20 protein-coding genes are annotated in these 20,178 nt (G+C 41.3%); 3 read left to right on the plus strand and 17 right to left on the minus strand.

Translation table 11 applies throughout. The features are described from left to right. Positions 1-141 precede the first annotated feature (141 nt). Positions 142-1,203, plus strand: coding sequence for a DNA polymerase IV (gene dinB / locus HMPREF0849_RS03300; protein ID WP_000904549.1), 1,062 nt, complete (start codon positions 142-144; stop codon positions 1,201-1,203). Positions 1,204-1,237: 34 nt separating this feature from the next. Here the strand turns inward: dinB and HMPREF0849_RS03305 are convergent, their stop codons facing one another. Both HMPREF0849_RS03305 and HMPREF0849_RS03310 read right to left on the minus strand, forming a co-directional pair. Beyond that, a complete protein-coding gene (locus tag HMPREF0849_RS03305) occupies positions 1,238-2,083 on the minus strand; it encodes an undecaprenyl-diphosphate phosphatase (RefSeq protein ID WP_000273570.1) in 846 nt (281 codons plus the stop codon). Between the two features lie 59 nt (positions 2,084-2,142). Then, positions 2,143-4,038, minus strand: coding sequence for a DUF2207 domain-containing protein (locus HMPREF0849_RS03310; protein WP_000747703.1), 1,896 nt, complete (start codon positions 4,036-4,038; stop codon positions 2,143-2,145). A gap of 129 nt (positions 4,039-4,167) precedes the next feature. Here HMPREF0849_RS03310 and HMPREF0849_RS03315 point away from each other — a divergent pair, with 129 nt between their 5' ends. Further along, positions 4,168-5,733 carry an ABC transporter substrate-binding protein/permease gene (locus tag HMPREF0849_RS03315; protein WP_000732044.1) on the plus strand — a complete coding sequence of 522 codons (1,566 nt, stop codon included), beginning with the start codon at positions 4,168-4,170 and terminating at the stop codon, positions 5,731-5,733. Then, entirely contained in the window at positions 5,730-6,470 is a 741-nt protein-coding gene (locus HMPREF0849_RS03320) for an amino acid ABC transporter ATP-binding protein (RefSeq protein ID WP_000193349.1), read from the plus strand. Before HMPREF0849_RS03315 ends, HMPREF0849_RS03320 begins: the two co-directional genes overlap by 4 nt. A gap of 92 nt (positions 6,471-6,562) precedes the next feature. Here the strand turns inward: HMPREF0849_RS03320 and HMPREF0849_RS03325 are convergent, their stop codons facing one another. The 15 genes from HMPREF0849_RS03325 to HMPREF0849_RS03395 form a co-directional block, all read right to left on the minus strand. Next, positions 6,563-6,778: a capsule biosynthesis transcriptional regulator gene (locus HMPREF0849_RS03325; RefSeq protein ID WP_001130031.1), complete on the minus strand. Its 216-nt coding sequence runs from the start codon at positions 6,776-6,778 to the stop codon at positions 6,563-6,565. 106 nt (positions 6,779-6,884) lie between these two features. After that, positions 6,885-7,781 (minus strand): SPFH domain-containing protein, encoded by an 897-nt coding sequence (locus HMPREF0849_RS03330; RefSeq protein ID WP_000244062.1) that lies wholly within the window; start codon positions 7,779-7,781, stop codon positions 6,885-6,887. Between the two features lie 82 nt (positions 7,782-7,863). Beyond that, positions 7,864-9,114, minus strand: a complete 1,251-nt coding sequence (gene ilvA / locus HMPREF0849_RS03335; protein WP_000947300.1) for a threonine ammonia-lyase IlvA — start codon at positions 9,112-9,114, stop codon at positions 7,864-7,866. 79 nt (positions 9,115-9,193) lie between these two features. Then, positions 9,194-10,216: a ketol-acid reductoisomerase gene (ilvC, locus tag HMPREF0849_RS03340; RefSeq protein WP_000290683.1), complete on the minus strand. Its 1,023-nt coding sequence runs from the start codon at positions 10,214-10,216 to the stop codon at positions 9,194-9,196. 89 nt (positions 10,217-10,305) lie between these two features. Then, complete coding sequence (gene ilvN / locus HMPREF0849_RS03345) at positions 10,306-10,782, minus strand: acetolactate synthase small subunit (RefSeq protein WP_001253813.1); 477 nt, start codon at positions 10,780-10,782, stop codon at positions 10,306-10,308. Continuing rightward, complete coding sequence (locus HMPREF0849_RS03350; protein ID WP_000411746.1) at positions 10,775-12,475, minus strand: acetolactate synthase large subunit; 1,701 nt, start codon at positions 12,473-12,475, stop codon at positions 10,775-10,777. The genes ilvN and HMPREF0849_RS03350 overlap by 8 nt, the downstream gene beginning before the upstream one ends. A 322-nt stretch (positions 12,476-12,797) precedes the next feature. After that, positions 12,798-14,879 carry an elongation factor G gene (gene fusA, locus HMPREF0849_RS03355; protein WP_000090339.1) on the minus strand — a complete coding sequence of 694 codons (2,082 nt, stop codon included), beginning with the start codon at positions 14,877-14,879 and terminating at the stop codon, positions 12,798-12,800. 279 nt (positions 14,880-15,158) lie between these two features. Further along, positions 15,159-15,629 (minus strand): 30S ribosomal protein S7, encoded by a 471-nt coding sequence (gene rpsG / locus HMPREF0849_RS03360; RefSeq protein WP_000087873.1) that lies wholly within the window; start codon positions 15,627-15,629, stop codon positions 15,159-15,161. 19 nt (positions 15,630-15,648) lie between these two features. Then, positions 15,649-16,062 carry a 30S ribosomal protein S12 gene (rpsL, locus tag HMPREF0849_RS03365; RefSeq protein ID WP_001142332.1) on the minus strand — a complete coding sequence of 138 codons (414 nt, stop codon included), beginning with the start codon at positions 16,060-16,062 and terminating at the stop codon, positions 15,649-15,651. A gap of 318 nt (positions 16,063-16,380) precedes the next feature. Then, a complete protein-coding gene (locus HMPREF0849_RS03370; RefSeq protein WP_000772063.1) occupies positions 16,381-16,980 on the minus strand; it encodes a response regulator transcription factor in 600 nt (199 codons plus the stop codon). 1 nt (position 16,981) lies between these two features. After that, positions 16,982-18,079, minus strand: coding sequence for a sensor histidine kinase (locus tag HMPREF0849_RS03375; protein WP_000890231.1), 1,098 nt, complete (start codon positions 18,077-18,079; stop codon positions 16,982-16,984). A 4-nt stretch (positions 18,080-18,083) separates the two neighbouring features. Next, positions 18,084-18,818, minus strand: coding sequence for an ABC transporter permease (locus HMPREF0849_RS03380; protein ID WP_000794228.1), 735 nt, complete (start codon positions 18,816-18,818; stop codon positions 18,084-18,086). A 12-nt stretch (positions 18,819-18,830) separates the two neighbouring features. Continuing rightward, positions 18,831-19,706, minus strand: a complete 876-nt coding sequence (locus HMPREF0849_RS03385; protein ID WP_000216041.1) for an ABC transporter ATP-binding protein — start codon at positions 19,704-19,706, stop codon at positions 18,831-18,833. Continuing rightward, on the minus strand, positions 19,693-19,887 hold the full coding sequence (locus tag HMPREF0849_RS03390) for a hypothetical protein (RefSeq protein WP_000709163.1): 195 nt from the start codon (positions 19,885-19,887) through the stop codon (positions 19,693-19,695). The genes HMPREF0849_RS03385 and HMPREF0849_RS03390 overlap by 14 nt, the downstream gene beginning before the upstream one ends. Next, complete coding sequence (locus HMPREF0849_RS03395) at positions 19,884-20,090, minus strand: hypothetical protein (RefSeq protein WP_000390699.1); 207 nt, start codon at positions 20,088-20,090, stop codon at positions 19,884-19,886. Before HMPREF0849_RS03395 ends, HMPREF0849_RS03390 begins: the two co-directional genes overlap by 4 nt. Positions 20,091-20,178: the final 88 nt, after the last annotated feature.

Genomic DNA, 20,178 nt, shown 5'->3' on the forward strand with positions numbered 1-20,178 from the left:
GGCATTTTAGACGCTTTCTTTTATAATACAGTCTCTTTTCTGTTCTTATCTGTATTATATTTTTGAAAGTCGGGTTGAACTTTCCCGTTTTTTCAGAAAAAAGGGTATAATAAATATAAAATGACACTAGAAGGGATTGAAATGCTCATATTTCCATTGATAAATGATTTGTCCAGAAAAATCATCCATATCGACATGGATGCCTTTTTTGCTGCGGTGGAAATCAGAGATAATCCTAAGTTAAAGGGCAAACCTGTTATCATCGGAAGTGATCCCAGACAAACAGGTGGTCGAGGTGTCGTTTCTACCTGTAGCTACGAGGCACGAGCTTTTGGAGTTCATTCAGCTATGAGCTCTAAAGAAGCTTATGAGCGCTGTCCCCAAGCTGTCTTTATCTCTGGAAATTATGAAAAGTATAAGACTGTGGGACTTGAGATTCGTGCTATTTTTAAACGCTATACAGATTTGATTGAACCTATGAGTATTGACGAGGCATACTTAGATGTGACGGAAAATAAACTCGGTATCAAGTCTGCTGTCAAAATAGCCCGCCTCATCCAAGAGGATATCTGGCAGGAACTACACCTGACTGCTTCTGCAGGCGTCTCTTATAACAAATTCTTAGCTAAAATGGCTAGTGACTATCAAAAACCGCATGGTTTGACAGTGATTCTCCCAGATCAAGCCCAAGACTTTCTCAAACAAATGGACATTGCTAAATTTCACGGTGTGGGCAAAAAAACAGTTGAACGCCTTCATGAAATGGGCATTTATACTGGTGCAGACTTATTGGACGTTTCTGAAGTCACTTTAATCGATCGGTTCGGCAGACTCGGTTATGAGCTTTATCGAAAGGCCAGGGGTATTCATAACTCACCGGTCAAACCCGACCGCATTCGTAAGTCCATTGGCAAGGAAAAAACCTATGGAAAGATTCTACAAGTAGAAGAAGACATCAAAAAAGAGCTGACTCTACTCTCCGAAAAGGTAGCTCTCAATCTCAGTAAACAGGACAAAGCTGGAAAAGTCATTATCCTAAAAATACGATATGCTGACTTCTCTACTCTAACTAGACGAAAAAGCCTCCCACAAGCAACACAGGACGCTAGTCAGATTTCTCAAACTGCCCTTCAACTCTACGAAGAGCTTGTTGAAAAAGAAAAAGGTATCCGTTTACTAGGAATTACGGTGACAGGATTTTAAAAAGCTTAAAGGAAAATTCCCTCAAGCTTTTTTCTTATACAAACAAACGCACAAAACTATAGAGCAACAAGACACTACCGAGTACAATACGGTATTTACCAAAGAGTGTAAAGTCGTGCTTCTTCACATAGCTGGTCAAGAAACGAATAGCAACCATGCTGACTGCGAAGGCAACACCCATGGCAACCAAGAGCAAGAACAGTTGTCCAAAACTCAAGAGTTGACCTGCTTTAATAAATTTGAAAATCTTTAAAGCGCTGGCTCCGAACATAACAGGAATTCCGAGATAGAAGGTGAACTCTGTTACGACTGAGCGGCTTGTTCCATTCAACAAACCACCAACGATCGTCGCACCTGAACGGCTCGTTCCTGGAAAGAGGGCGAGGACTTGGAAGAGCCCAATGTAAAGGGCTGTTTTATAGGGCAACTTGTCTAGCTCTGTCACTGTTGGTTCAATGGCTTGCGCCTTATTTCGTTTTTCAAGGTAGATAAAGGCAACACCATAGATAATCAACATGATTGCAACTGAAACCATGTTATGAAAGTTAACATCAAACCAATCATCTAATTTAAAAACCAATAGCAAAGGCAAGGTCGCAACGAAGACTTTTGACCACAATTGCCAAGTTCTACGAACTTCTACCTTAGTTTTACCAGGTTTGAAAGGGTTAAGCTTGTTAAAGTAAATGACCATAACTGCTAAAATGGCACCAAGCTGAATGACAACATTAAACATGGACATGAAGGCTTCATTCTGGTCCTTGTATTGTACAAATTCTTCAACCAAGATCAAGTGGCCAGTACTTGAAATGGGCAACCATTCCGTAATTCCTTCAACAATCCCAAAAAAGATTGACTTCAAAATTTCAATAAAATACATACATTACTCCTTTTTCTGTCCTCTATTATAACATAATTTCAGATGTTGCGATAGATTTTTTAGAAGGCGCCGATGCTACCACCGCCTCCGCCTCCTGAGAATCCTCCACCTGAAGAACCACTTCCAGAAGATACAGAGTAATTGCTAGCTGTATTTGCGACAGCAGTATATTGCTTAATTTGTGCAGTTGAGGTGTAGAACTGTGAGTGCCAACCATAGGCTACATAAAGATTCAAATCTGGATTTTCAAGCTGAATATGGCGGACTTTCATTAACTTGCTCACCTTCTTGGCATAACCAAAGAGAGTCGCATAGACCAGTAGACGATTCCAAAGGACGATGCTCTCTAGCTCGGCCTGATCCAGATGAGCGATGTCGCGAAGCATATTTTCAAAACTCGTCCAGAGATAGAAGATTTCTGCTCCTTCCTCTGTTAGAACTCCATCACGATAGGCCCCTCGCGTGGCAAGATAAACCCAGAAACTAGTCCCTAATCCTGTCAATCCTAAAAGTAGAAACGGGATCGAAAAGAAGCCATGTGTTTGCCAACTATAATAAAAGAAAAGCAATCCACCTAGAGCTGTTATGGCTGAACAGACCCGCATCCCGAGAGCAAGGCGACGTTCCTCACTTGTCAAAGGACGATAGTAGCTTGGGATACGAAGTACATGGACCTTATCCTTGACACAAGACTGAATGCGTTGAAGTCTTCCTTCAAAGGAGCGTTTGAGACGCGAGCCTGTTTCTCGGATATGTTTTTCATCTGACTCTTTGGCACCACGGTAAAGGGAAGATGAAACTTGGTAATCAGGGAAGAGCTCTGAAATAGCCAATTCTTTCTTATTTGACAAGGTCATGCGTAGACATTCTTTCTCAAAATTGGACAAACCCTTTTCACTGATAATGCGCACATAAGGTTCCTCATCCCCTTGGAAAATAGATAAATGACCTCGATCTACTAAATCCAACAAGGTTGCCTGAATCAGACGTTCAAAAGTAAATTTACCAAACCCTGATTTGTTTAGGGGATTGACTTCCTCTAAGGAAGTTGAATACACTGCTTCTGCTAAAACCATTGGAGGCAAATCCATCGGTGGTTCGTAGAGTCGATGATCTTTTGGAAAGACCTTTTTAATGCTTGTACTCTGACGAAACATCCTATAGAAAATAGGAACTAGAAGTAAGAGACTCATAAAAATGACGGGAAATACCCATTTCATCAAAATCTCACTTTGCGCTTTTTCTGTTGCTATATTGCTTTCAATCCGGTTAAAATCGGTTAAACGTTCTTCCTCTAATCCTTGATCTGGAGCTCCTGCAAAAGCACTTCTAGGCCAGTATGCGTGTAATTCGATCTGTCGCTTTCTAGGAAGGTCTTTCATTTTGACATGATAGAGATTATTTACTTTTTCAACACTAGAGTCCCTTAGGAGTTGTCCTGCATGAAAATAGAGTTTCTCCGCTGGAGTATCAGAGCTGACCTTGAACTCAATCTCTTTGATGTCTCCAGTACTATCTGTCAAGGGTTGCCAATTTAGCTCTGCGATATCCTTATACAAGAAGAGAAGATTTGATAGTTTCCAGGTAACCGTTACCCGAACAGTATCTCCAGCATATCCAGCATTGTAAATTTTTACCTTGTAACCGTCCTCTTCCTCCATAGTATAGAAGGAAGCATTTTGAACAATTCTTCCATTTTTAGAGACCTGAACGGTCGGATCGGGATCAATGTCAAATCCTTCTGGCATTTTCCCAGCTTTCCCGAGTCCAACTAACTGACCATTATAATCATCTCCAAAGCGGTAGGTAATTGTTTCCTTAAAAATTGCAGTATTATCTGCATGAATATTCAAATCACCCTGATAGGATAAGATATCAAAGTCTACTGCAAAAACTAGGCTCGGTATAAATAATAAATAAGCAAATACCAAAGCCAACAGCCATCTTTTTTTCATAATCGGTTCCCTTTCAATCTTTTTACCATTATATCATTTTTTATAAGTAAAGGCTTACTTGTATTGAAAATCTCACTATTTTTAGATACAATAGAGGGAGTCATTTTTAGACTAGAAATAGGAGAAAACATGAAAAAATTATGCTTATCTATCCTTGCTAGCTTAGCCCTTACCTTAGGACTAGTTAGCCAAGTCCAAGCCGACGAATATTTACGCATCGGGATGGAGGCTGCTTACGCCCCCTTCAACTGGACCCAAGACGACGATAGTAACGGCGCCGTCAAAATCGACGGTACCAACCAATATGCCAACGGCTACGATGTTCAAATCGCTAAAAAGATTGCCAAAGACTTAGGCAAGGAACCTTTGGTTGTGAAAACCAAATGGGAAGGACTTGTTCCAGCACTTACTTCTGGCAAAATTGATATGATCATTGCCGGTATGAGCCCAACCGCTGAACGCAAACAAGAAATTGCTTTTTCAAGCAGTTACTATACTAGCGAACCGGTTCTATTAGTCAAAAAGGACTCTGCCTATGCCAATGCCAAATCTTTAGAGGACTTTAGCGGAGCAAAAATCACGTCTCAACAAGGTGTTTACCTTTATGACCTGATTTCCCAAATTCCAGGTGCCAAAAAAGAAACAGCTATGGGTGACTTCGCCCAAATGCGTCAAGCTCTGGAGGCTGGTGTTATTGATGCCTATGTTTCTGAACGACCTGAAGCAATGACCGCTGAGTCTGCTAACGCTAAGTTCAAAATGATCCAACCTCAACCGGGTTTCAAAACTGGCGAAGAAGATACAGCTATTGCCATTGGACTTCGTAAAGATGACAGCCGCATCAGCCAAATCAACGCGAGCATCGAAACCATCTCTAAGGATGAACAAGTAGCCCTCATGGATCGTATGATCAAAGAGCAACCTGTGGAGTCTACAACAACGGAGGAAGAAAGTAGTTTCTTTAGCCAAGTTGCTAAGATCCTTTCTGAAAACTGGCAACAACTCTTGCGTGGTGCTGGTATCACACTCTTAATCTCCATTATCGGAACCATCACAGGTCTCCTTATCGGACTTGCAATCGGGGTCTTCCGTACCGCTCCACTATCTGAGAACAAGGCAATGTACGCCCTACAGAAACTAGTTGGTTGGATTCTCAATGTCTATATCGAGATCTTCCGTGGTACACCAATGATTGTTCAATCCATGGTTATCTACTATGGAACTGCCCAAGCTTTCGGTATCAATCTTGACCGCACACTAGCTGCTATCTTCATCGTCTCAATCAACACGGGTGCCTACATGACAGAGATCGTTCGTGGTGGTATTCTAGCAGTTGACAAAGGACAGTTTGAAGCTGCAACTGCTCTCGGTATGACCCACAATCAAACCATGCGTAAGATTGTCCTACCTCAGGTTGTCCGTAATATTCTACCTGCTACTGGTAATGAGTTTGTCATCAATATCAAAGATACCTCTGTATTGAACGTTATTTCAGTTGTTGAGCTTTATTTCTCAGGAAATACTGTAGCAACACAAACCTATCAATACTTCCAGACCTTTACCATCATCGCCGTGATCTACTTTGTCCTCACCTTTACTGTGACCCGTATCCTACGCTTCATCGAACGTCGTATGGACATGGATACTTACACTACAGGTGCTAACCAAATGCAAACGGAGGATTTGAAAAAATGACACAACCAATCCTTGAAATCAAACACCTCAAAAAATCATATGGGCAAAACGAAGTGCTAAAAGACATTTCTCTCGCCGTCCATAAAGGAGAGGTTATTTCCATCATCGGGAGCTCAGGAAGCGGAAAATCAACCTTCCTTCGTTCGATTAATTTACTAGAAACACCTACAGAGGGAGAGATTCTCTATCGAGGAGAAAATGTCTTAGAAAAAGGCTATAACCTCACCCATTATCGTGAAAAACTCGGTATGGTTTTCCAATCTTTCAATCTCTTTGAAAATCTGAATGTCCTTGAAAATACGATCGTTGCTCAAACGACTGTACTCAAACGCGACCACTCTGAAGCTGAGAAAATTGCCAAAGAGAATCTCGAAAAAGTCGGTATGGGAGAACGTTACTGGCAAGCCAAGCCCAAACAACTCTCAGGGGGACAAAAACAACGCGTGGCTATCGCCCGCGCCCTCTCCATGAATCCTGACGCCATTCTCTTCGACGAACCAACATCTGCCCTTGACCCTGAAATGGTCGGAGAAGTCCTCAAAATTATGCAGGATTTGGCTCAAGAAGGCTTGACCATGATCGTCGTAACCCACGAAATGGAGTTCGCTCGCGATGTCTCTCACCGTGTCATCTTTATGGATAAGGGCGTCATTGCTGAAGAAGGCAAACCAGAAGAACTCTTCACGAACCCTAAAGAAGAACGGACAAAAGAATTTCTTCAACGCTATCTCAGCTAATAAACAAAGACTGCATAAAGAATGCAGTCTTTTTAATTTGTAATTGTAAAGAAAAGGCAGACTCGATTCAGGAATCTGCCTGTGACCACAGTTTAATCTTCAAATTTTTCATGATTTTTTTCATAGAAATCGATTAAACCAAGAGCTGTTTCAAATGAAATATTTTTAACTTTTGCGCGTCCTTGTGCTAGAGCAATGATAGACATTTCACGCGCATTCGTTTCTTTAGAGATACGGTAGCCTGTGATTTTCTTATCACGAACCCAGCCAACAACTGCTTCTACTTTTTCAAAGTTCGACTTAGCCATGTTCTTCTCCTAAATTATTCTTTACAATACTTAATTGTATACGTTTTTATTTCATTTGTCAATAAAAAAACATATATACGTCGTAACTATATTATTCTGCATATTTTTATTTGGCTTTTAAAGCCGATAATATATGAGTTCTTATGTCCTCGACTCCATTAGGATTCGCTGGTAGGAAGATTGTATTATTACCCTCTTTATCTGCAAAATTATTCAACGTATCTAAATACTGGTTCGTTAATAGGATAGACATGATTTGTTCTTCAGTTAGCTCAACATTGGCTCCCTTTAACTCTTGGATAGAATCAGCTAGTCCGTCAACAATTGCTTTACGCTGCTCTGCAATCCCTACACCATGTAGGCGATCTTTTTCTGCTTCAGCTTCTGCTGCGGTCACGATTTTAATCTTATCTGCTTCAGCAAGCTCTTGCGCCGCAACTCTCTTACGTTGAGCCGCGTTAATTTCATTCATTGATTGTTTTACTTCAGCATCAGGTTCAACCTTAGTAATCAGCGTTTTGACAATGATATACCCATACGTAGACATTTCTTCAGCCACCTGTTTTTGAACTTCTAAGGCGATTTCATCCTTCTTCTCAAACAACTCATCTAGGGTTAGCTTTGGTACAGATGAACGCAAAGCATCTTCAATATAGGATTTAATTTGGGCTTCTGGACGCATCAATTTATAATAGGCATCTGTGACATTGTTTTCATTTACTCGATACTGAGTTGCCACATTCATCGTTACAAATACATTATCTTGCGTCTTTGTCTCTACAACAATCTCACTTTGCAACAAGCGTAGTTGAACTCTTGCCGCAATCCTATCAATTCCAAAAGGAGCTCGTAAATGAATACCACTATTGCTCAACTTTTGGTATTTACCAAAGCGTTCTATGATAGCGACAGATTGTTGTCGAACCACATACACAGAACTAACCATAATCACTGATGCAATCACCACTAAAAACAATAAAACAAGTAAAATTTGTAAAACCATGGGAATCTCCCCCTTTCGTCACCCTCATTATAGCACCATCATCATTATTACGCAAATAATATGATAATAATTTTATTTTAGCTTAAACTAACATATTATACAACGTTTCGTTCCCATTCAAATTAATATAAGATGGGTCAAACTTTTCCATTCGATGAATCAATCCAGCATAGTCATGCTTATTGGCAAGAGCTACCCCAATCAAGACAGGGCCTGTCCCCTTGCTTGCTCGTTTGATATATTCAAAACGAGTGATGTCATCATTTGGCCCCAAAATGTCATTTACAAACTCTCGTAGAGCTCCTGGACGTTGTGGGAAATTCACTACAAAGTAATGCTTGATTCCATCGTAAATCAAGGCACGTTCTTCCATCTCTGGCATACGGTTGATATCGTTATTTCCTCCAGAAATAATACAACAAATCGTCTTGCCTTTGATATAGTCTGATAAAACTTCCAAGGCTGCAACGCTGGCAGCTCCGGCTGGTTCTGCTACAATACCTTGTTTGGAATAAAGATCAATCAAGGTTTCAGAAATCAATCCCTCGTCTACCCCAATCAGCGTTTCAACATTCTTACGGGTCGCTTCATAGGTTAATTGTCCAACCTTCTGTACGGCTATCCCATCAGCGAATTTATCAATTTCTTTGAGTTTAACTGGACCTCCAGCTTCAAAGGCAGCTTTCATAGAGCGAGCACCATTAGCTTCTACCCCAATCACTTCAATAGTCGGGTTGGTTTCCTTAATATAAGTAGAAACACCGGCAATCAATCCGCCACCACCTACTGGTACAAGAACTGTATCAAAATCAATAGACTCTTTACGGGCTTCTTCAAGAATTTCATAGGCTACAGTCCCTTGACCAGCCTGAACATGCGCATCATCAAAAGGATCGATGAAGGTGCGGTTTTCTGTCAGTGTAAATTCTTGTGCTGCCTTAGCAGAAGCATCAAAGGTATCCCCAACTAATTTGATTGTCACAAACTCTCCACCGAAAAAGCGAACCTGCCCAATCTTTTGTTGCGGTGTTGTAATAGGCATAAAAATTGTTGCAGGAATCTTCATCTCATTACAAGTATAGGCGACACCTTGGGCATGATTTCCCGCAGAGGCACAGACTACACCACGCTCGCGTTCTTCTTTTGATAGTTGAGAAATGGCATAATAGGCTCCACGAATTTTAAAAGAGCGAACTCGTTGCGCATTCTCCTTTTTGAGATAAATCTTTGCTTGGTATTTTTCTGATAAATAATGATCATATTCTAGTGGTGTATCAACTACTACACCACTCAAAACTTTGTGGGCTTTCACCACATCTTTTGCACTTAGCATTGTCTCCTCCTCAAGTACTTTTCAAGATAAAAAACGAGTTAGGTACCCCCAACTCGCCTTCTGTCTCTCTTTACAAGAATTAATTGTAGATTTTGAATGCGTCGTCGTCGTTTTTACCAACGAAAGGCATTGCTTTACGCAATTCTGCACCAACTTTTTCAATTTCAAGGTTAGCTGCTTGTTCACGGTAAGCAGTTAATTTTGGACGACCAGCCTTGTAGTCATTCACAAAGTCATTTGCAAATTTACCATTTTGGATATCTGCCAAAACAGCTTTCATGTTTTCTTTAACTTGCTCAGTAATCACACGTGGACCTGATACATAGTCACCGTATTCAGCAGTGTTTGAAATAGATTGACGCATTTTCTTGAATCCACCTTCATAGATCAAGTCAACGATCAATTTCATTTCGTGAAGAACTTCAAAGTAAGCCAATTCTGGGGCATAGCCTGCTTCTGTCAAGACTTCAAAACCTGCTTCGATAAGGGCAGTCAAACCACCACAAAGTACGGCTTGTTCACCAAACAAATCTTCTTCAGTTTCTTCTTTGTAAGTTGTTTCAAGCAAACCAACACGAGCTGCCCCAACACCTTTACACCAGTCCATCGCAATGTTTTTCGCATTTCCAGTTGCATCTTGGTAAACTGCGTAAAGAGCTGGTACACCAAATCCTTCTTCGTAAGTACGACGTACCAAGTGTCCTGGTCCTTTAGGAGCACACATGAAGACATCGACATCTGCAGGAACTTTGATAAATTCAAAGTGGATATTGAAACCATGAGCAAATCCAACTGCATTTCCAGCTTCCAAGTTTGGAGCGATTTCTGCTTCGTACAATTCTTGTTGGATTTCGTCTGGTGCCAAGATCATGATAACGTCAGCCAATTTAGTTGCTTCTGCTACTGTGTAAGTGTCAAAACCATCTTCTTTTGCTTTGTCAAAAGATTTACCTGGACGCACACCGATGATGACATCACGACCTGAGTCACGCAAGTTTTGCGCATGCGCATGTCCTTGTGAACCATAACCGATTACGGCGATTTTTTTACCGTCAAGCGCTGCTACTTTAACATCTTTTTCGTATTCCATTTGAACTGCCATAGTTTTTCTCTCTTTTCTATTTTTATTGCCTTATAGGCTGGTTTAACAAATTTAAGTTATTTTTTATACTCAATGAAAATCAAAGAGTATTAGTCGCGGGTAAATCCAGTTGCACCCGTACGAGCGATATTTTTAATGCCGTATGGTCGAATCACTCGCAATAAAGCTTCACTCTTTTCAGCATTTCCCGTCATCTGGATGGTGATTGAGCTTGGAGCCACATCTACTACCGTTGCACGGAAAGGTTGGATAATGGCCAAGATTTCTGCACGCTTCTCAGCAGGAGCAGATACTTTTACCAAGATAACTTCTCTTTCCAAGTGTGGTTTATCTGTGATATCTCGAATGCGAATCACATCAATCTGACGATTGAGCTGTTTAATGATTTGCTCTACTTCATCATGAGAAGCTACATCAATAATGATGGTGATGCGAGATACATTGGGGTTCTCTGTCGCACCAACTGAGATACTCTCAATATTGACTTGACGACGAGAAAGGACACCTGTAAAACGATTCAAAACTCCTGAACGGTTTTGTAATCTAGCTGTTAACATTCTACGCATGGAACTGCACCCCCAACATCTCATGATTGCTCTTACCAGCTGGTACCATCGGTAATACCTGTTCCTTACGAGAAATATCCACCTCGATAAACATGGGCACATCCTCCAGAATGACTTCTAGATCCTTCTCTATCGTCTCTGGATTATCAAATTTATAGTTTTTGATGCCGTAGGCCTGTGCCATCAGCTGGAAGTCAGGAAGTGTATCAAAGACTGACTCGGAAGTTCTACCCTCATAGAAGGATTCCTGCCACTGACGAACCATTCCTAGTGAGTGGTTATTCAACATGACAACCTTAATCGGCACCTTGTAGATGTTTAGGATAGCTAGTTCCTGGTTAGTCATTTGGAAGCCACCATCACCGACAAAAAGGATAACTTCTTTTTCTGGATTGGCAATCTTGGCTCCAATAGCTGCAGGAACTCCGAACCCCATGGTACCCAAGCCACCTGAAGTGACTAACTGACGCTCATTTTGGTAAGGATAATACTGAGCTGTCCACATTTGGTGTTGCCCTACGTCTGTGACAACAATGGCATCCCCATTTGTCAACTTACCGATGCGTTCAATAACGGCCTGAGGTTGAACCACACGTTCTTTCTTATCATAAGAACGAACTCGATTCTTGTCCTTGGTGACTTTTTCAATCCACTTTTCAGTATTGTTATGAACAGTTGGTTCTGCGAGCAGCATCTGCAAGGCTTTCTTAGCATCCCCCACTACAGGAATATCTGCACTGATAATCTTACCAATCTCAGCTGGGTCAACATCGATATGGGCAACCTTAGCATTCTTCGCGAAGGTCTTAGGGTTCCCAGTCAAGCGGTCATCGAAACGGCAACCAATACTAATCATAAAGTCCGCTTCCGTCATTGCAATGTTAGCTGCGAAAGAACCGTGCATGCCTCCCATCCCTAGGAAGAGCGGATGACTCGTTGCAATGGTACCTTGCCCCAAAAGACTAGTGACTACTGGAATTTGGTAACGTTCAGCAAATTCATTGAGCTCCTTAGAAGCTTCCGCATAGCTGATACCACCGCCTGCTAACAAAACAGGTTTCTTGGCTTTTGACAATTGCTTCAAGATTTTCTTGATTTGCATGTCATTCGGATCAAGCGTCGGTTGGTAACTTGGTAAATTCACCTCTGGTGAATAGATGAAATCTGTCTCTAGAGCTGATACATCCTTTGGCAAGTCAATCACAACAGGACCTGGACGACCTGTCGTTGCGATATGGACAGCTTCCGTAATGATACGAGGAATATCTGCTGTCTCACGAACTTGGTAATTGTACTTGGTAATGGGCATGGTAATCCCCACGATGTCTGCTTCCTGAAAGGCATCTTTCCCAATCCCAGCTCGCGCAACCTGACCTGTAAAGACCAAAAGGGGAACGCTATCGCTCATGGCATCTGCAATCCCTGTAATGGCATTTGTTGCTCCCGGCCCACTCGTGACGACGGCAACGCCCAACTTTCCAGTTGATTTGGCATATCCTTCAGCTTCGTGCAAACAACCTTGCTCATGGCGTCCTAAGATGTGGCGAATACCTTTAAAATTGTATATCGCATCATACAAAGGTAAGACCGCACCACCAGGATAACCAAAAATGGTATCAATCCCTAAGTCCCGAAGTGTTTCCAAAACTAGGTCCGACCCCGTCTTAGGAGATTCTAAACTGATTTTCTCCATTGTTCCCCTTTCTCTTCTCTTAAAAAAATAGCTTGTTACTATCATACCATTTTTTCAAAAATTTTCAAGGCAAAAGAGTCAATTTTCTGAATTTTCTATCTAAAAGTGTATTTATGAATCTTTTCCTCATTTTTATTAACTTTTCTACGGAATTAGGAACCTTTATTTACTTTAATTTATCAAATTAGATTATTTTCTTTCTGGATAGAATTAGTATTTTTCTCACTTAACGACCAAATTTGTATACTATATTCAGCAAAAATGAATAGTTAAAGACAAAAAAGGAAGCCACTAAGTGACTTCCTTCTAGAGTGAGGACTGATTAGTCTTCACCTTTGTTTTTCTTAATGATTTCTTCTTGTACTGACTTAGGTACATCTTCGTAGTGGTCAAATACCATCATGAATGTACCACGTCCTTGAGATGCAGAACGAAGAACTGTTGCGTAACCGAACATTTCAGCAAGCGGAACGTAAGCACGAACGATTTGGCTGTTACCGTGTGCTTCCATACCATCTACACGTCCACGACGAGCAGTTACGTGACCCATAACATCACCAAGGTTTTCTTCTGGAACAGTGATGGTTACAAGCATCATTGGCTCAAGGATAGCTGGTTGTGCTGACTTAGCAGCTTCTTTAAGGGCAAGTGAAGCCGCGATCTTGAAGGCAGTTTCAGATGAGTCGACATCGTGGTATGAACCATCGTAAAGCTTAGCTTTAACGTCAACCATTGGGTAACCTGCAAGAACACCGTTAGCCATAGATTCTACCAAACCTTTTTCAACCGCTGGGATAAATTCACGAGGAACCACACCACCGACGATTGCGTTTTCGAATTCGAATCCTTTACCTTCTTCGTTTGGAGTAAATTCAATCCATACATCACCGAATTGACCTTTACCACCAGACTGACGTTTGAAGAATCCACGTGCTTGAGTAGAAGCGCGGAATGTTTCACGGTAAGATACTTGAGGAGCACCTACGTTCGCTTCCACTTTGAACTCACGACGCATACGGTCAACAAGGACGTCCAAGTGAAGCTCACCCATACCTGAGATAACTGTTTCACCAGTTTCAACGTTTGTTTCAACGCGGAATGTTGGATCTTCTTCAGCCAATTTTTGAAGGGCGATACCCATCTTATCTTGGTCAGCTTTAGATTTTGGCTCAACCATCAATTGGATAACTGGTTCTGGAACGTTGATTGATTCAAGGATGATTTTAGCTTTTTCATCTGTCAATGAGTCACCAGTTGTAGTATCTTTCAAACCAACGGCAGCAGCGATATCACCTGAGTAAACAGTGTCAATTTCTTGACGGCTGTTAGCGTGCATTTGAAGGATACGTCCGATACGTTCACGTTTACCTTTAGAAGTGTTCAATACGTAAGAACCTGATTGAAGAACACCTGAGTATACACGGAAGAATGTCAAACGACCTACGAATGGGTCCGTCATGATCTTGAAGGCAAGAGCTGCGAATGGCTCTTCGTCAGATGCTGGACGAGTTTCTTCTTCATCTGTATCTGGGTTGATACCTTTGATCGCTGGGATATCAAGTGGGCTTGGAAGGTAGTCGATAACCGCATCAAGCATCAATTGAACACCCTTGTTCTTGAAGGCAGAACCACACAATACTGGGAAGAATTCAACATTGATAGTCGCTTTACGGATAGCAGCTTTCAATTCTTCGTTAGTGATTTCTTCACCTTCAAGGTATTTCATCATCAAGTCTTCATCAGTTTCAGCGACTGCTTCAACCAATTTTTCACGGTATTCTTGAGCTTGGTCAAGGTATTCAGCTGGAATATCTTCTTCAAGGATATCTGTACCAAGGTCATTAGTATAGATTTCAGCTTTCATCTTGATCAAGTCGATGATACCGCGGAAGTCATCTTCAGCACCGATTGGCAATTGGATTGGGTGTGCGTTTGCTTGAAGACGGTCGTGAAGTGTGCTTACTGAGTAAAGGAAGTCAGCACCGATTTTGTCCATTTTGTTAGCAAATACGATACGTGGAACCCCGTACTCAGTTGCTTGACGCCAAACTGTTTCAGTTTGAGGCTCAACACCTGATTGTGAGTCAAGAACAGTAACCGCACCGTCCAATACACGAAGAGAACGTTGTACTTCGATTGTGAAGTCCACGTGTCCTGGTGTGTCGATGATGTTTACGCGATGGTTGTTCCATTGAGCTGTTGTCGCAGCAGATGTGATAGTGATACCACGTTCTTGCTCTTGCTCCATCCAGTCCATTTGTGACGCACCTTCGTGAGTTTCACCGATTTTGTGGATTTTACCAGTGTAGTAAAGAATACGCTCAGTAGTTGTTGTTTTACCGGCATCGACGTGAGCCATGATACCGATATTACGAGTTTTTTCAAGTGAAAATTCGCGTGCCATGAGGTTTATTTCTCCTATTTATTTTAATTTCTATTCTATTATAACACGATTTTAATAAAAACGGATAGGCAGGACCTACCCGTTCTCAATGTTTTCATGTTATGTGTTGGTTTCAACTTGTGAGATGGGAAGTTGAATTTTAGCTAACACTAATCGATTTAGCTAATTTGAACCCGAGCGAGGCCCGGTGCAAAAAAGATAAACTGCTTTGTGTTCATGGAACACTGCATCAGTTTTCTATTTTTGCCTGGGGCCTTTGCCGCTCTTGGTATCATTTTATTACCAACGGAAGTGTGCGAAGGCACGGTTAGCTTCAGCCATACGGTGAGTGTCTTCACGTTTCTTAACTGCTGCACCAGTGTTGTTCGCAGCATCCAAGATTTCTTTTGCAAGACGGTCTTGCATTGTGTGTTCACCACGAAGGCGAGCGATGGTTACCAACCAACGAAGTCCAAGTGTTGTACGGCGTTCTGGACGAACTTCAACTGGGACTTGGTAGTTAGATCCACCAACACGACGTGCACGTACTTCAAGTACAGGCATGATGTTTTCCATAGCTGTTTCAAATACTTCAAGTGCATCATTGCCAGTAGCTTCTTTGATTTGCTCAAAAGCACCGTAAACGATTGAAGCAGCTGTACCACGTTTACCATCAAGCATAACGCGGTTGATAAGACGAGTAACTAGTTGTGAATTGTAAAGCGGATCTGGCAATACGTCACGTTTTGGAGCTCTATTTTTACGACTCATTTCTCTTTATCCCCTTTCCTTATGCTTTTGGACGTTTAGTACCGTATTTAGAACGGCCTTGTTTACGATCGTTAACACCTGCAGTATCAAGTGCACCACGGACGATATGGTAACGTACCCCTGGAAGGTCTTTTACACGTCCACCACGAAGAAGCACCACGCTGTGCTCTTGCAAGTTGTGTCCGATACCTGGGATGTAGGCAGTAACTTCGATAAGGTTGCTCAAACGTACACGAGCGAATTTACGAAGGGCAGAGTTAGGTTTTTTAGGTGTCATTGTTCCCACACGAGTTGCAACACCACGTTTTTGTGGTGAAGAAACATTTGTTTGAACTTTTTTATGACTGTTGTAACCAACGTTCAAAGCTGGTGATTTAGATTTTTCTACTTTTGATTTACGCGGTTTGCGAACCAATTGGTTAATTGTAGGCATCTACATTCTCCTGTGTTTTTTTATTTTTGGTGATGATACACTTGGTGACAGCTACCATCTGTGTGTACTTTTGCAACATTTGTCAGCACGTCCCTGTACACTTTTGAGAGACCAAAAGTAAAAAGTACCGTCTATTATTGTAACACAATTTTTCCTTCATTGTCAAGATATTTTTCATTTTTATTCTGATCTTTTAACTCTTTGACACTAGCTTTCACCGCTTTTCTAAACCAGAAAAGGAGGCAATTTGCCTCCTCCTTTCTAGTATGGATTTCCTTCGATTCAAGTTATCATTTCGGAATTGTTTAACCCTTCTTATCAAAGCCAACCAGATTCTTTTGCAATGTTGGCTGCCTCTGTTCGATTACCAGCATCTAGTTTCGAAAGAATATTGGTGACATAGTTTCGGACGGTTCCATTTGATAGATAGAGTTGGTCTGCGATTTCTTGGTTAGATAAGCCCTGTGCGATTCCCTTTAAAACTGCGATTTCTTGCTCTGTTAACGGGTTAGGATGCGTCATCACCACTTCCATCAATTCAGGCGAATATTCCTTACGTCCTTCAAGAACAGTGTGCAAGGTTTGCATGAGGTCTGCAATGCTTCTTTCTTTTAAGACATAAGCATCCACTCCAGCCTTGACCGCACGTTCAAAATAGCCAGGGCGCTTGAAGGTCGTCACCACAACCACCTTTGTTTCTAACTTTTCTGCTCGTATCCACTCCAAGACTTCGAGGCCTGTCTTAACAGGCATTTCTACGTCAAGAATGGCGATATCTACGGGCTCCTTTTCTAAGAGTTGGATTGCTTCTTGGCCATCCTTGGCTTGTAGGACAGACTCTACATCTGGTTGAAAGGTAAGCAACTGGCACATAGCATCTCGCAACATACTTTGATCTTCTGCAACAAGTAGTTTCATCTTAGTTTCTCTCCTTATAAGGTAGCCGAACCTGCACTTCAGTCGGCTGTTTCTGACTGATCACTGTTACTTCTCCTGAAAAAGGAAGGACACGGTCCCGAACGGTATGGAGTTCATCTCCTTTTAGTGAAGCAAAGCCACAGCCATCATCTCTCACTGTTAGGATGAGTTCTTTCTCAGTTCGTTCTAATTTCAAGTAAGCTTTCGATGCTTTAGCATGCTTGATGATGTTGGTCACTAACTCAAGCAAAATCATGGAGGCCGTTGATTCTAATTCCTGAGTTAGGCTAGCTGTATCTAGTTGGTGATTGATTTCTGTCTCAATTCCTGCAATTTCCAGCATTTTTTTAACAGTCGCAAACTCGGAAGCAAGGGTTCTTGTTTTAAGATTTTCGATAATTGTACGGACTTCATTCATGGATTCTTTACTGATTTGATGAATTTCTTTTAATTCTTTTTCCACTTGAGGATAGGCCTGCATTTGAAGAAGCTGGAGGGCAAGGTCCGTCTTCACACTCAACATGGCAAAGGTATGACCTAGGCTGTCATGGAGATCCTGACCGATACGACTGCGTTCGTTTTCAGCCAAGAAAAGATTGAGCTTGGCATTTTGTTTCATCTTTTCTTCTTTTATGTCCTCCGACAATCGAATTCGATAAAGACCAAAGGTCATTGCATCGGAAAAGATAAAGGTCACCAAGAAAAAGAGTAGCTGCCAGGGACTAACTTGATCGACCATATAGATTCCGGTCAGAATAAATGGTTGCAGGACAATAAAACTGACAAAACGCCAAGAGTGAAAAGAAATCTCATCCAGCTCATAAATAAGGAGATTGGATAAATAAAAGATAAACCATGTGAAACCTGAACTTAGCCAAACAGATGTATAAAAAATGTAGACAAGCATGGACCACCATGCTAGCCACTGCACGGTGCGATTCTGACTGATTAAAACCGAATAGAAGGCAAGTACAAATAGTAGGGTCCATAGCAAGGTTAAAAGCGGGTAATCTCCAACGATGACACCCGCTATAGGAAAGATGATAAACACAATTGAAATATGAAACATATAATGAATGTTTTTAAATTTTTCCAACATAGATTTATTTTACCTCAATCCTTTTTTTCAGCTGGATTACCAGTACACCAAAGAAAACTGTATAGCCTAGTACAACCAAGGCAGAAAGAATATTAAATTCATGGTGCTCCAAATAGGAAGAGACAACCTGCATCAGTTGATAGGTTGGAGTCAGTTTTCCAATAGATTGGAGCCATTCTGGGAAGGAATTCAAAGGAAACCAGAGTCCACCTAGGACAGCCAAAGCAATATAGGCAATATTTCCAATAACCGTCATCAATTGAGCACTGGGAAGCAAGCTCACCAAGACACCCATGCTGATAAAGACCATGCTTCCGACCAGCAACATAACTCCAATCACCAACCAATCAAGCCAAGGTAGAGTCACTCCACGGACAAAATGACCAACCGAAAAGACAACTATAATTGATAACAAGAAAGTCAGCAAAGTACTGAACAGTTTTGATACATAATATTCTACCATAGATACAGGAGAATGTTGAATCAATTTTTGCCAGTTGTTTGTCTTGTCAGATTCGAGTGTGCTAGGAATGCTGAAAAAGGCACTCGACATGATACTAAAGAGCGTCATGGCAAAAAGGTAGGCTTGAAGAACAATTTCTGGAACATCTGACCCTGACATCATACCAGAAAAGATAAGGTAAAACACACTTGGAAGTCCGATGGATAGCAAGTAGTAGACGGCTTGCCGTTTCATCAGAATGATTTCCACTTTCATTAGACTTGTCATATTTTTCATCGTCAATCTCCTTTAATCTTGAGTCGTTTCAAAGATACTGTCTAATAGAGTTCGATTGCGAACTTCAATTTCTTCGATTGTGCAGCCCTGTTCTTGCAAGACTTCCCATACCTGGCTAGCTTCTTTTGTTGTGAAGGAAAGAGCATTTTGCTTGATTTCAATCTCTTGAACCTGGTCTAAAGTGCTGATAACTTCCTGATAAGTTAGAGGTACCGTAAAATGTTTTTCTTGTTCTTCACCACGCATGGCATAAGGCGTCGTATCGCGAATCAATTCTCCCTTGTGGAGAACCAAAATGCGGTCAGCCGTATGTTCCACCTCTTCGATATAGTGAGAAGAGTAGACAATGGTGACACCATTTTTCTTTAACCGATTGACAATTTCCCAAAAATGCTGACGTGTCGAGGTATCCATGGCAGCAGTTGGCTCGTCTAAGAATAGAATTTTCGGACGACCGATTAGTGTCAACACAAAAGAGAACAAACGTTTTTGCCCACCAGACAACTTGCCCGCTAGCTGATTTTTCTGCTTGTCTGAGAATCTAAGCAAGTCATCAATTTCTTTGTTTGAAAGACTGTCGGGATAAAGTGACTTGAAAAATGATAGAAGTTCTTTCACCTTCAAGCTTTGGACAACTGCATTTTCTTGGGGCAAGACAGAAATAAGCTGTTTTAATCGAGGATCTGTTGGTGCAAACCCTTGAATGGCTATCTGACCTGAGCTCATGAACTTGTCGCCCAAGAGGCAATCAATCAAGGTTGTTTTTCCTGCTCCGTTAGGCCCGATCAAGGCGACACATTCACCATCGTTGATTTCAAAAGAGATGTTCCTCAGGATTTCCTTGTCTTTTATTTTCTTACTCAATTTCTCAACTTTAATCACAGTCATGAGATTCTCCTTTCAACCACTTCATTCCCATAGGGAAAACAACGAAAATCATAAATCCAAAACCCCAAGCACCACGAATAAATTGGCGAAACAAGGTTTGGTCAAACCAACCAGTACACATTTCCACTAACCATACCAAGAGTGACAGGCCGATAAAGAAATAAATGATTGCCTTTTTCATTCCTCAAACTCCTTTTTCACATCTCTGACTAATTTCAAACCTTCTCTGATAAGCCAAGACATCATTCCAAAGCCGGCAAAGAGCTCCCAAGGAAAATGATAGAAACCCTCGTCCAATCCTGAAAACATGAGATAGGTCATAACTCCTGCTGCTACTAAACTCACTGCGACAATCATTTTATTTTTCATTTCTTCTTCCTCCATTTCATACTTCAATTATAGTCTTTTGAAGTTAGCGGAGCTAGATGCTTCTGTCACTAGGAAATATGACAAATGTCATAAAAAAAGAAAG

The organism is Streptococcus sp. C300 (assembly GCF_000187645.1).
GTDB lineage: Bacteria > Bacillota > Bacilli > Lactobacillales > Streptococcaceae > Streptococcus > Streptococcus oralis_CQ.